Annotated in this window: 11 protein-coding genes; 6 read left to right on the forward strand and 5 right to left on the reverse strand. The window is 71.1% G+C overall.

The window, feature by feature from the left end:
• Positions 1-55 precede the first annotated feature (55 nt).
• The 3 genes from Msi02_RS31150 to Msi02_RS31160 all read left to right on the forward strand — a co-directional run bounded on the left by Msi02_RS31150 (position 56) and on the right by Msi02_RS31160 (position 1,941).
• The gene (locus Msi02_RS31150; protein ID WP_079319437.1) at positions 56-715 is read left to right on the forward strand and encodes a phosphatidylserine decarboxylase; all 660 of its coding nucleotides are present in this window, start codon (positions 56-58) and stop codon (positions 713-715) included.
• A complete protein-coding gene (gene pssA / locus Msi02_RS31155) occupies positions 702-1,541 on the forward strand; it encodes a CDP-diacylglycerol--serine O-phosphatidyltransferase (RefSeq protein WP_204051518.1) in 840 nt (279 codons plus the stop codon). The genes Msi02_RS31150 and pssA overlap by 14 nt, the downstream gene beginning before the upstream one ends.
• 100 nt (positions 1,542-1,641) lie before the next feature.
• Positions 1,642-1,941, forward strand: coding sequence for a hypothetical protein (locus Msi02_RS31160; protein WP_079319427.1), 300 nt, complete (start codon positions 1,642-1,644; stop codon positions 1,939-1,941).
• Positions 1,942-1,984: 43 nt separating this feature from the next.
• Here the strand turns inward: Msi02_RS31160 and menC are convergent, their stop codons facing one another.
• The 4 genes from menC to Msi02_RS31180 form a co-directional block, all read right to left on the reverse strand.
• Positions 1,985-3,085: an o-succinylbenzoate synthase gene (menC, locus tag Msi02_RS31165; RefSeq protein WP_204051519.1), complete on the reverse strand. Its 1,101-nt coding sequence runs from the start codon at positions 3,083-3,085 to the stop codon at positions 1,985-1,987.
• Between the two features lie 67 nt (positions 3,086-3,152).
• On the reverse strand, positions 3,153-4,547 hold the full coding sequence (locus Msi02_RS31170) for a GntT/GntP/DsdX family permease (RefSeq protein ID WP_204051520.1): 1,395 nt from the start codon (positions 4,545-4,547) through the stop codon (positions 3,153-3,155).
• 270 nt (positions 4,548-4,817) lie between these two features.
• Entirely contained in the window at positions 4,818-5,462 is a 645-nt protein-coding gene (locus Msi02_RS31175) for an MBL fold metallo-hydrolase (protein ID WP_079319424.1), read from the reverse strand.
• 12 nt (positions 5,463-5,474) lie between these two features.
• Positions 5,475-6,362 (reverse strand): maleylpyruvate isomerase family mycothiol-dependent enzyme, encoded by an 888-nt coding sequence (locus tag Msi02_RS31180; protein WP_204051521.1) that lies wholly within the window; start codon positions 6,360-6,362, stop codon positions 5,475-5,477.
• A gap of 270 nt (positions 6,363-6,632) precedes the next feature.
• On the opposite strand from Msi02_RS31180, the gene uvrA reads away from it, so the two are divergent.
• The gene (uvrA, locus tag Msi02_RS31185; RefSeq protein WP_204051522.1) at positions 6,633-9,473 is read left to right on the forward strand and encodes an excinuclease ABC subunit UvrA; all 2,841 of its coding nucleotides are present in this window, start codon (positions 6,633-6,635) and stop codon (positions 9,471-9,473) included.
• 165 nt (positions 9,474-9,638) lie between these two features.
• Positions 9,639-10,088 (forward strand): Rieske (2Fe-2S) protein, encoded by a 450-nt coding sequence (locus Msi02_RS31190; protein WP_204051523.1) that lies wholly within the window; start codon positions 9,639-9,641, stop codon positions 10,086-10,088.
• Between the two features lie 159 nt (positions 10,089-10,247).
• Here Msi02_RS31190 and Msi02_RS31195 read toward each other — a convergent pair whose 3' ends face one another.
• On the reverse strand, positions 10,248-10,940 hold the full coding sequence (locus Msi02_RS31195) for a TetR/AcrR family transcriptional regulator (protein WP_204051524.1): 693 nt from the start codon (positions 10,938-10,940) through the stop codon (positions 10,248-10,250).
• A 53-nt stretch (positions 10,941-10,993) separates the two neighbouring features.
• Here Msi02_RS31195 and Msi02_RS31200 point away from each other — a divergent pair, with 53 nt between their 5' ends.
• Positions 10,994-12,190 (forward strand): FAD-dependent oxidoreductase, encoded by a 1,197-nt coding sequence (locus Msi02_RS31200; protein WP_204051525.1) that lies wholly within the window; start codon positions 10,994-10,996, stop codon positions 12,188-12,190.
• The last annotated feature ends 12 nt before the right edge of the window (positions 12,191-12,202 follow it).

Raw genomic sequence — 12,202 nt, forward strand, 5'->3', positions numbered from 1 at the left:
ATGCCGCTCCATAGTCGCCAGAAGAGTACAAAGGTCATCTGTGTCCAACGAATCGTTGCCCCGCGGCCCTGAATCCGGGCTCGCGGGAAGTGCCCGGGGCCGAGTCAGGCTCGCACGCGGGGTGTCCCCGTGGCTGGCTCCGACCGCCGCGGCGGCGGCCGTCACCGCCGTCCTCACCCGCAGGTCGCCCCGTTGGGCGCTGGCCGCGGCGCCGCTCGCCGCACTCACCGGCGGGATGCTGTGGTTCTTCCGCGATCCCGAGCGCGCGCCCGGCGAGGGCAGGCTCATCTCGCCCGCCGACGGCGTCGTGCAGAGCATCGACCCGTGGCCGGACGGCCGCACCCGCGTCGCGATCTTCATGAGCCCGCTGAACGTGCACGTCAACCGGGCGCCCGCGGCCGGCACGGTCACCTCGGTCGAGCACGTGCCCGGCGGCTTCGTGCCCGCGTTCAACAAGGACAGCGACAAGAACGAGCGTGTCGTCTGGCATTTCGACACCGCGATCGGGGACATCGAGATGGTGCAGATCGCCGGCGCCGTCGCGCGCCGTATCGTGCCGTACCTGTTCGCGGGCGCGAAGGTCGTCCAGGGCGAGCGGGTCGGCCTGATCCGTTTCGGCTCCCGGGTGGACGTCTACCTGCCCGAGGGCATCAGGCCGGCGGTCACCGTCGGCACCCGGACCGTCGCGGGGGTGACGCGCCTTGACCACGTCTGACCTCGGAGCCGAGGCCTCCTGGCCGGTGGAGGAGGTGGCCGAGGAGCCGCGTGGGCCCGTCGGCAAGGCCTTCCGCCTGTCGGCCGCCGACTCCCTGTCGCTCGGCAACGCCCTGAGCGGTTTCCTCGCCGTCTGCGTGCTCGCCTGGTCGGCGATCAGCGACTTGCAGGCCGGCGGCAAGTTCGCCCCCGACCCGCGCTTCTTCGGCACGGCCGTGGTGCTGCTGCTCATCGGCGCGACCTGCGACCTGTTCGACGGCCTGGTGGCCAGGAAGTTCCGCGCGTCCGCGATGGGCGCCGAGCTGGACAACCTCGCCGACGTGATCAGCTTCGGCTTCGCGCCCGCCTTCATGGTGATGATCTGGGCCGGTTTCTCCGGCAAGCTCCCGCTGTGGCTGGTGCTGTGCGCGGCCGGGTCCGTGCTGCTCGCCGGCGTCGTACGGCTGGCCCGCTTCGCCTGCGTGAAGACCAAGAGCGGCGACTTCATGGGCCTGCCGATCCCGATGGGCGCGATGACCGTGGTGTCGATCGTGCTGCTCTTCCAGCCGAACTACGTCACGCTCGCCGCCATCTTCGCCGTGGCCTGGCTCATGGTCAGCCGGATCGAATACCCCAAGCCGAAGGGCAACCTGGCCGCCGTCGTGCTGGCCTGGATGCTGATCAACGTGGCCTGCCTGACGATCTGGGCGGCCGGTCTCGCGGGCGGCGACCAGCTCATCAAGGTGGGCGCCACCATGCAGATCGCGATCGTGTCCGCCATTCCGCTTCGCGTTCTCATGTTCAAACAGCAGCAGCGCAGGGAACGACGCTCGGAGAACGCGGGCTGACGTCGTCGCACGAACAGGGCCCCGGTCGGCTGGGGCCCGCCACCTTGGGCCCGGCCAATCAGTGGAGAAAACCGCCTAGTCCAATGGAGCCCTGGTCGCCATGCCTCCTCGTGAGCACACCCGGACGTACTTCCTCGGCAAACTGGCCCGGGAGCTTGAACTGCGGGGGCTGGAGGCGTCTTTGCGCCCCGACCCGCCCTCGCTGAAGGTCCGCGACCCTGACGCCGCGCTGTTCACCGAGACCGTGGACTGCGTCGCGATGTCGGACGGCTGGTTCTACCGCTGGTCCTGGGGCGACGTCGTGGAGAGCGCGGAGGAGCCCGCTCTCGCGGCCGACCGCATCGTGAAGGTCTTCACCACCGGCGAGCCCCGGCCGCACCCTGCTCTTGGCGACGCCTGACGGGTCGTCCCTGCTCTCGGCGACGCCTGACCGGTCCGGGCCGTCACAGGCTGATCCACTCCGTCGCCGTGGTGACCTTGTCCAGGACGTCCGGGACGGGGTCCACGCCCAGCCCCGGACCGTCCGGAACGTCGAGGTGCCCGCCGTCCAGCTCGAACGGCGGGGTCACGTCGGTGTGGAAGTAGCGCCGGGAGGCGGAGGTGTCGCCCGGGAGCGTGAAACCGGGCAGCGCGGCCAGCGCGACGTTGGCAGCCCGCCCGATCCCGGTCTCCAGCATGCCGCCGCACCACACCGCGACGCCGTGGGCGCGGCACAGGTCGTGGATGCGCCGGGCCTCCAGGTAACCGCCCACTCTGCCGGGCTTGATGTTGACCACCGAGCACGCGCCGAGGCTGATCGCCGCCGCCGCGTGGGCGGCCGACTCGATGGACTCGTCGAGGCAGATCGGCGTGCGGATCGAGCGGGCGAGCCGGGCGTGCTGCACGAGGTCGTCGTCGGCCAGCGGCTGCTCGATCAGCAGGAGGTCGAAGTCGTCCAGCCGGGCCAGATGACGGGCGTCCGCGAGCGTGTAGGCCGCGTTGGCGTCCACCTGGAGCAGCAGGTCCTCCCCGAACCGCTCGCGGACCGCGCGGACCGGCGTCACGTCCCACCCCGGCCCGATCTTCAGCTTGACACGTACGTAGCCCTCCTCGACGTACGCCCCGACGGTGTCGAGCAGTTCGGCCACCGAGCCCATGATCCCGACCGAGACGCCGCAGGGGACGCGGTCACGGGTGGCGCCGAGGTAGCGGGCGAAGGACTCCCCGGTGATCCGGAGCGACGCGTCGAGCACCGCGGCCTCCAGCGCCGCCTTCGCCATCCGGTGGCCCTTGAACGGCGCGAGGGCGGGACCGACGGCCTGCGGATCCAGCTCGCGGGGAAGCGCGGGGATCAGGAAACGCCGCAGCACGTCGGCCGCCGCGTCCACGTACTCGGAGGAGTACAGCGGCTCGGACATCGCCACGCACTCGCCCCAGCCCTCGGCCTCCGGCGTCACCACCCGCACCAGCAGAACGTCGCGGGTGGTCTCGGTGCCGAACGACGTCCGGAACGGCGCGACGAGCGGCATCGCGATCCGGCGCAGTTCGATTCCAGTGATCTCCATGAGGTGCCCGGGCTCCAGGGGAAGGACGGCTTGCGCCGACAACTATACGGAGGTCCCCGGAAGGTCCTCAGAGCACCAGCCCGAGCAGGAGCACGCAGCAGAACGACACCACCGAGATGATCGCCTCCATGATCGACCAGCTCTTGACGGTCTCGCCGACGGACATCCCGAGATACTCCTTGACCAGCCAGAACCCGGCGTCGTTCACGTGGGAGAAGAACAGGGAACCGGCGCCTATGGCGAGCACGAGCAGGGCGACGTGGGCGGGGGAGAGCCCGGCCGCCAGCGGAGCGGCGATCCCGGCGGCGGAGATCGTGGCGACCGTGGCGGAACCGGTGGCGAGACGGATTCCGACGGCGATCAGCCAGCCGAGCACGAGCACGGGCACGCTCGCGCTCTGCGCGGCCTCGCCGATGACCTTGCCGACGCCCGAGTCGACCAGGGTCTGCTTGAATCCTCCGCCCGCGCCGACGATGAGCAGGATCCCGGCGATCGGCGGCAGCGAGTCGGCGATCGCGGAGGAGATCCGGGCCCGGCCGAAGTCCGCGGCGCGGCCCAGCGTGAACATCGCCACGATCACCCCGATGAGCAGGGCGATCAGGGGAGTGCCGATGACCTCGAACACCGTGCGCACCGCGTGGTCCTTCGGCAGGACGATCTCCGCGACGGCCCGGCCCAGCATCAGCACGACCGGCAGCAGGATCGTGGCCACCGTGACGCCGAACCCCGGCCGGGGGCGCTCCGCGTCCTCCGGTTCGGGGGTCTGCTCGCGTTCGAGGCGCTCGGGCGGCGCCGGCCGCACCCATCGGGCGGCGAACCTGGCGAACAGCGGGCCGGACACGATCACGGTCGGGATCGCCACCAGCAGGCCCAGCCCGAGCGTGAGCCCGAGGTCCGCCTTGAGCGTGTCGATCGCGACCAGCGGTCCGGGATGCGGGGGCACCAGGCCGTGCAGGACGGACAGGCCCGCCAGGGCGGGGACCGCGATCAGCAGCAGCGGACGGCCGCTGCGCCGGGCCACCAGCAGGATGACGGGGATCAGCAGGACCAGCCCGATCTCGAAGAACATCGGCAGTCCGATGAGCACCGCGATCAGGGTCATCGCCCACGGCAGGGCCCGGTCGCCGCTGCGGCGCAGGATGCCGTCCACGATCTCCTCGGCCCCGCCCGAGTCGGCCAGCAGCTTGCCCAGCATCGCGCCGAGTGCGATGAGCACGCCGACGCCGGCCACGGTCGAGCCGAGCCCGGTGGAGAAGCTGTCGATCAGCTTTTCCGGGGCCATGCCGGCCACCAGGCCGAGCACGCCCGAGCCGAGCGCGAGGGCGAGGAACGGGTGGGTCCGCAGCTTCGTGATCAGCAGCACGATGACGGCGATGCCGGCCAGGGCGGCCACGATGAGGCGCGTGTCATGGCCGCTCCACGCGGCCGCGCTCGCGAGGGGGGTGGTCACGAGGGGGGTCATCCGGGGGCTCCTCCGACGGTCCGTGCGGTAGCCGCTGCCCCTCAGGAGCCCTCCGAATCACGCGAACCGGATCACGCGCCGCGGCTCACGGCCCGGGACCGACGGAACCGGACCGACGGAACCGGACCGACGGAACCGGACCGACGGAACCGGACCGACGGAACCGGACCGACGGAACCGGACCGACAGAATCGGACTGAGAGAACCGGGGCGCGCGAGCCGGCGTCCCGCGGCGGGACGCCGGTCGTCCGGGCGTACGTCAGGCGTACGTCACCAGCCGCGGGCCTTCCACTCGGGCAGGTGCGGCCGCTCGGCGCCGAGGGTGGTGTCCCTGCCGTGGCCGGGGTAGACCCACGTCTCGTCCGGCAGACGGTCGAAGATCCGTTCCACCACGTCCGTGAACAGCTGCTCGAACCGCGCCGGGTCCTTCTGGGTGTTGCCGACGCCGCCGGGGAACAGGGAGTCGCCGGTGAACAGGTGGCGGTCCTGGTAGAGCAGCGCGATCGAGCCGGGGGTGTGACCGCGCAGGTGGATGACGTCCAGCGTCACCACGCCGACCGTCACCCGGTCGCCGTGCTCGACCTCCCTGGTGATCTTCACGGGCAGCTCGGGGGCGTCGAGAGGGTGCGCGACCGTCTGCGCGCCGGTGGCCCGGGCGACCTCCTCCAGAGCCCCCCAGTGGTCGGGGTGCCGGTGGGTGGTCACGATCGAGCTGATCGGCATGTCGCCGATGAGTTCGAGCAGCCGGTCGGGCTCGGCCGCCGCGTCGATCAGCAGCCCGTCGCCGGTCTCGGCGCACCGGAGCAGGTACGCGTTGTTGCCGAAGTCGCCGACCTCGATCTTCGAGATCGTCAGCCCGGGGACCTCGCGTACGTCGGCGGGTCCGCCCTTGGTGACGTTTCCGGTATAAGTCATGATCGTTCCTCTCTAGTTCCCGGCGGGCGGCCAGGACGACGGTGGTTCGGTGGGCAGCCCCGCCGGAGACGGCTTCGGCCAGGGCGGTGGGGACGGCAGCCTCCCGGCCGCGTCGTCCCGGTCGCGTGCACCGGCTGTGTCATGCCGAAGGCGCGCATCGGAGGCGTCGTGCCGGAGGCGCGCATCGGAGGCGTCGTGCCGGATGTGTCCGTGCGGTGCGGCGAGCCGCAGGCCCGTGCCGTCGGTCCTGCCCGCGAGCCAGGCCAGCAGCTCGCGCGGCGTCCCCTCCACGGCCGGGCCGTCGCCGAGGCCGGTCCAGACCCTCAGCACCTCGCCGGTGCCCGGGTCGCGGGCGACGACCTCGCCCACCGGGCCCTCGTCGCCGAGCCAGAGCATCGTGTCGTACAGCTCTCGTCTCACGTACGTCTCGGGCCAGTCGGCCCATCCGTACCCTGCCCCGAGGTCGGCGTGGTGCACCTCGACCTCCCTGAGCCGGCGGATCGGGACGTACCAGGAGGGGTGCTCGGGCGGGTTCATCCCCGAGACCGGCGTGGTCCACGCCTCGGCGGGCATCCGCCCGACCGCCGCCGCGAACCGCTGCGCGCTGTCGCGCAGGTCGGCGAGCTGTTCACCGGCCGGGCGGCCGGCACCCGCCTCGATGCCGGCCTCGCGGGCCCGCGCCGAGGCGTACTGCGGAGTGCGCACCCCCGTGCGCGCCCAGTCCAGCAGGTTGACGTAGCTGTCGGCGTTGCGGGCGACGTGCGTGAGCACGTGCCCCCTCGTCCACCCGGGCAGCAGGGACGGCGCGCGGAGATCCTCGTCGGTGAGGCGTGCGGCGGTCGCCAGCAGGCGCTCGGTCGCCTCGGCCAGCTCCCGCGCGATCTCGTCGATAACGGACATGGCAAGAATCATGCCCTGGAGTCCCCGGCCGCCGTCCCCGCAACCGCGCGGGAAGAGGAGGGCGTCCCCGGAGGTTGTATGAGCAGGGGTTTCGCGCGGATGCCGGGCGCGGGTTTGACGAAGCTCATACCCTGGTTCACGGAGCGTGTCCCACGGAAGCACGCGGGGCCGCCCCTTCCGGCCGCCGGACGATGCCCCCCGAAATTGTCGGTGGCTCTGGATAGCCTGCCCGTGCACCTCCATTCACCTCATCGACCTATCGGGACCACCGTGGCTGACCGCCTGATCGTGCGTGGCGCACGCGAACACAATTTGAAGGACGTCTCGCTCGACCTCCCGCGAGACGCTCTGATCGTCTTCACCGGGCTCTCGGGCTCCGGCAAGTCCAGCCTGGCCTTCGACACGATCTTCGCCGAGGGACAGCGCCGGTACGTGGAGTCCCTGTCCGCGTACGCCCGGCAGTTCCTGGGTCAGATGGACAAGCCCGACGTGGACTTCATCGAGGGCCTTTCCCCGGCCGTCTCCATCGACCAGAAGTCCACCAGCCGCAACCCCCGTTCGACCGTCGGCACGATCACCGAGGTCTACGACTACCTGCGTCTGCTGTGGGCGCGCATCGGCAAGCCGCACTGCCCGCAGTGCGGACGCCCGATCGCCCGCCAGACGCCGCAGCAGATCGTCGACCGTGTGCTCGAACTGGAGGAGGGCACCCGCTTCCAGGTCCTCGCCCCGATCATCCGCGGCCGCAAGGGCGAGTACGCCGAGCTGTTCCGCGAGCTGCAGACCAAGGGCTACGCCCGCGCCCGCGTGGACGGCACGATCGTGCGGCTGGAGGAGCCGCCGACCCTCAAGAAGTACGAGAAGCACGACATCGAGGTGATCGTCGACCGGCTGTCGGTCAAGGAGAGCGCGCGGCGCAGGCTCACCGACTCGGTGGAGACCGCGCTGCAGCTGTCCGGCGGCACGATCACGCTCGACTTCGTCGACCTTCCGGACGACGACCCCAACCGTGAGCGCTTCTACTCCGAGCACCTCTACTGCCCCTACGACGACCTGTCGTTCGAGGAGCTGGAGCCCCGGTCGTTCTCGTTCAACTCGCCCTTCGGCGCCTGCCCCGAGTGCACCGGCCTCGGCACCCGCATGGAGGTCGACCCCGACCTCCTCGTGCCCGACCCCGAACGCACGCTTGGCGACGGCGCGATCAGCCCGTGGGCGAACGGCCACACCAGCGACTACTTCGTGCGGCTGCTGGAGGCGCTGGGCAACGCGCTCGGCTTCGACCTGGACACCCCGTGGGAGCGGCTGCCGAAGAAGGCGCAGAAGGCGATCCTGCACGGTCACGACGAGCAGGTCCACATCCGCTACAGCAACCGGTACGGCAGGCAGCGGTCCTACTACACCGAGTTCGAGGGTGTGATCCCCTGGGTCCAGCGCCGGCACGCCGAGTCGGAGAGCGACGCCAGCCGGGAGCGGTTCGAGGGCTTCATGCGCGAGGTGCCCTGCCCCGCCTGTAAGGGCCGCCGCCTCAAGCCGGTCTCGCTGGCCGTGACCGTCGGGGACGCCTCGATCGCCGAGGTCTCGGGGATGTCGATCGCCGACTGCGCCAAGTTCCTGTCCGGCCTGCGGCTGTCCGAGCGCGACATGCACATCGCCGAGCGGGTGGTCAAGGAGATCAACGCCCGGCTGGGCTTCCTGCTCGACGTCGGCCTCGACTACCTCACGCTCGACCGTGCCGCCGGCACGCTGGCGGGCGGCGAGGCGCAGCGGATCCGGCTGGCGACCCAGATCGGCTCCGGCCTGGTCGGCGTGCTGTACGTGCTGGACGAGCCGTCCATCGGCCTGCACCAGCGGGACAACCAGCGCCTGCTGGAGACGCTGATCCGGCTGCGCGACATGGGCAACACGCTGATCGTGGTCGAGCACGACGAGGACACCATCGCCGCCGCCGACTGGGTGGTCGACATCGGCCCGGGCGCGGGTGAGCACGGCGGCCAGGTCGTCGTGTCCGGCACCGTGCAGGAGCTGCTCGCCAGCGAGCAGTCGCTGACCGGCGCGTACCTGTCGGGCCGCAAGGCGATCACCGTGCCGGAGATCCGGCGCCCGCGGGACAAGAAGCGGCAGCTCGTCGTGAAGGGCGCCCGTGAGCACAACCTGAAGGGAGTGGACGTCGAGTTCCCGCTCGGCGTCTTCACCGCGGTCACCGGCGTCTCGGGGTCCGGCAAGTCGACGCTGGTCAACGACATCCTGTACGCGGCGCTGGCCAAGGAGCTGAACGGGGCCAAGACCGTGCCGGGGCGGCACTCCCGGGTCGTCGGCACCGACCTGGTGGACAAGGTCGTCCACGTCGACCAGTCGCCGATCGGCCGTACGCCGAGGTCCAACCCGGCGACGTACACCGGCGTCTTCGACCACGTGCGCAAGCTGTTCGCGGCCACGACCGAGGCGAAGGTCCGCGGTTACCTTCAGGGCCGGTTCAGCTTCAACGTCAAGGGCGGGCGCTGCGAGGCGTGCTCCGGCGACGGCACCATCAAGATCGAGATGAACTTCCTGCCGGACGTCTACGTCCCCTGTGAGGTCTGCCACGGCGCCCGGTACAACCGGGAGACGCTGGAGGTCCACTACAAGGGCAAGACGATCGCCGAGGTCCTCGACATGCCGATCGAGGAGGCCCTGGAGTTCTTCGAGGCGATCCCCGCCATCCGCCGTCACCTGCAGACCCTGAACGACGTCGGTCTCGGTTACGTACGGCTGGGCCAGCCCGCGACCACGCTGTCGGGCGGCGAGGCGCAGCGGGTGAAGCTCGCCTCCGAGCTGCAGCGGCGCTCGACCGGCCGCACGGTGTACGTGCTGGACGAGCCGACCACCGGTCTGCACTTCGAGGACATCCGGCGGCTGCTCGGCGTGCTCAACCGGCTCGTGGACGCCGGCAACACGGTGATCGTGATCGAGCACAACCTCGACGTCATCAAGACCGCCGACTGGATCGTCGACATGGGGCCCGAGGGCGGGTCCGGCGGCGGCAGGGTCATCGCCGCCGGCACGCCCGAAGAGGTCGCCCGGGTCGAGGAGAGCCACACCGGCACGTTCCTGCGCAAGATCTTGGGCGTATGAGTATTCGTCTCATTATTTCTCCCTACTCTTCTGCTTCCGACCGCGTCACTCTGAACCGGCGACGGGGTGATGGCCGTACCTGAGGACACACAGGGTGACGCGTCGCGCAGGGGAAGGACCCGGGGCCGTGGACGTCCCGGGCCGCCGCATCAGGGAAGGATGAGCATGACGGATACGACACGCCGGGCCGTGATCTTCGGCGCCGGAGGCGCCGGGCTGGCCGTGGCGCTGAGCGCGTGCGGCGCCTCCGACGGGGACGACACGACGGTGTCGGCGGGCCAGGACGGGTCCCAGGGCGGCCAGTCCCAGTCTCAGGCGGCACAGGGCGGGGGCGAGCTCGCGAAGACCTCCGACATTCCCCAGGGCGGCGGCAAGGTCTTCAAGGACAAGGACGTCGTCGTCACGCAGCCGGCGGCCGGCGAGTTCAAGGCGTTCAGCGCGACCTGCACCCACCAGGGCTGCCCGGTCTCCAGCGTCTCGAACAACGAGATCGTCTGCCCGTGCCACGGCAGCAAGTTCAGCGCCAAGGACGGCTCCGTGACCAACGGCCCGGCGGCCAAGCCGCTCGCCGAGAAGAAGATCACGGTGAGCGGCGACAGCATCACCCTCGCCTGACGGGGGCTACCGGGCCTGCCGTTCCGGCAGGCCCGGTGCCCGATGGCCGCCGGCGCGCGAGCACCCCCTCGCCCGAGGGCGCCAGGAGACACACCATCGCGCGGGCCCGGTCCGGCGGCGCCGTGCGGTGCCACGGATGTCACCGGGAAATCCTGCGCGTCACGCCGACGGCCGGGCGAGTTTGGCGGCCACGGCGTCGAGGACCCAGTCCAGGCCGGTCGCGAAGGACACGTCGGCATCCACCTCCGTGCCGTCGTGCACGAACTTGGCCAGCGCCGGGAACCGGCCCGTGGCCAGCATCCTCGTCACATGCGGTCCGGAGGCGCGCTGCCAGTCGCGATCGGACAGGCCCGTGGCGCGCTCGGCCCGCAGGTTCGCGATCTCGCGCCTGATCGCGCCGGTGAAGTAGGCGCTGACGGTCTCCACGGCGCGCGCGACGGTCTCGAGGTCGGCGAGGCCGTCGAAGGCGGCGAGCGTGGTCTCGGTCACGGCGAGGGCGTTCGGGCCCAGGGCCGGACGGCCGCCGAGCAGGTCGGCCAGCCATTCGTGACGGCGGGTGGCCTGCCTGGTGCGGTGGGCGAGGATGTGTAGCGCCTCCCGCCAGTCGCCTGGCCGCTCCTCGGGGAGGATCTCGGCGTAGACCTCGTCCACCATGAGGTCGAACAACTCCTCCTTGGTGGAGATGTATCCGTACAGCCGCATCGGGCCGACGTCCAGCCGGGCGGCGACCTTGCGCAACGACACCGCCTCCAGTCCGCCCTCGTCGGCCAGCGAGATGGCGGCGGCGACGATTCGCTCCCGGTCGAGCGGCGCGGGGCGAGTCGGCGGCTCCGGCCGGTCCCACACAGTCATGCGTACATCGTACTGTTGCGATACATCGTCTCGGCAAAATACAGTGTATCGACATGAGACATCGTATCGCCGTGATCGGAGGCGGTCCCGCCGGCCTCACCTTCGCCCGCGTCCTGCACCGCCACGATCACCCCGTCACCGTCCTCGAACGCGATCCCGCCCCCGACGCCCGTCCCCCGGGCGGCACGCTGGACCTGCACGAAAATCTGGGCCAGCTCGCGCTGGACAAGGCGGGACTGCTGGCGGAGTTCCGGGCGCTGTCCCGTCCCGAGGGGCAGGCCATGCGCATCCTGGACACGGACGGGACCGTCCTGCGCGACTGGCGACCCCGTCCGGATGACCGGGCCAATCCCGAGATCGACCGCGGGCAACTCCGTGATCTGCTGCTCGGCCCCCTGGACGTCCAGTGGGGGCGGGGCGTGACGGAGGTGGTGCCGGGGACCCGAGATGGCGTGCTGGTCCGTTTCGCGGACGGGCGACAGGAGACGTTCGACCTCGTGGTCGGCGCGGACGGCGCCTGGTCCCGGGTCCGCCCGGCGGTCTCGTCCGCGACGCCGCACTACACCGGCGTGACCGTGGTCGAGACCTCCCTGGACGACGTCGACACCCGTCACCCCGACCTGGCCCGGCTGATAGGCGACGGTTCCGTGGCTGTGTACGGCGTGAACCGCGGCCTCGTCGCCCAGCGCAACAGCGGCGGCCACGTCAAGGTGTACGCCCAGTTCCGTGCGCCGCTGGACTGGCACACGAGCCTGGACCGGCACAGGGGCGTGAACCGGCGCGCGGGCCTGGACGCTGGCCTGGGCGCAGTCCTGGGCGCAGGCCTGGACCTGGCCGATGTCGAGGCCGTGCGATCACGTTTGCTGGCTCTGTTCGAGGGCTGGGCCGCTCCCGTCCTCGACCTCCTCCGCCACGGCACCGCTTTCGTCCCCCGCCCCCTGTACGTCCTGCCCGTGTCCCACACCTGGGCCCACGTCCCCGGGGTGACGCTACTGGGCGACGCCGCCCACCTGATGCCCCCGTTGGGGGTGGGCGCGAACCTTGCGATGCTGGAGGGCGCCGAACTCGCCGAGTCCGTCGCCGCCGCCCCCGGTCCTGGCGATCTGGACGAGGCCGTCCGCGCCTTCGAGGAACAGATGTGGGCACGGGCCGGCAGGTGGGCGAAGTTCACGATGGCCGGTCTGGAACGCCTCGTGAGCCCGGACCCGACCGAGGCCCTCGCCTTCTTCGACGAAGTCCAGCCATCCTGAGCGCCACGTGTG

The sequence above is a fragment of the Microbispora siamensis genome, from assembly GCF_016863095.1.
Taxonomy (GTDB): domain Bacteria; phylum Actinomycetota; class Actinomycetes; order Streptosporangiales; family Streptosporangiaceae; genus Microbispora; species Microbispora siamensis.

Excerpts from the sequence above, each read along its gene's own strand:
- Msi02_RS31160 (WP_079319427.1), top strand. The coding sequence starts at position 1,642 with ATGCCTCCTCGTGAGCACACCCGGACGTACTTCCTCGGCAAACTGGCC.
- menC (WP_204051519.1), bottom strand. The coding sequence starts at position 3,085 with ATGGAGATCACTGGAATCGAACTGCGCCGGATCGCGATGCCGCTCGTC.
- Msi02_RS31170 (WP_204051520.1), bottom strand. The coding sequence starts at position 4,547 with ATGACCCCCCTCGTGACCACCCCCCTCGCGAGCGCGGCCGCGTGGAGC.
- Msi02_RS31175 (WP_079319424.1), bottom strand. The coding sequence starts at position 5,462 with ATGACTTATACCGGAAACGTCACCAAGGGCGGACCCGCCGACGTACGC.
- Msi02_RS31180 (WP_204051521.1), bottom strand. The coding sequence starts at position 6,362 with ATGTCCGTTATCGACGAGATCGCGCGGGAGCTGGCCGAGGCGACCGAG.
- Msi02_RS31190 (WP_204051523.1), top strand. The coding sequence starts at position 9,639 with ATGACGGATACGACACGCCGGGCCGTGATCTTCGGCGCCGGAGGCGCC.
- Msi02_RS31195 (WP_204051524.1), bottom strand. The coding sequence starts at position 10,940 with ATGACTGTGTGGGACCGGCCGGAGCCGCCGACTCGCCCCGCGCCGCTC.
- Msi02_RS31200 (WP_204051525.1), top strand. The coding sequence starts at position 10,994 with ATGAGACATCGTATCGCCGTGATCGGAGGCGGTCCCGCCGGCCTCACC.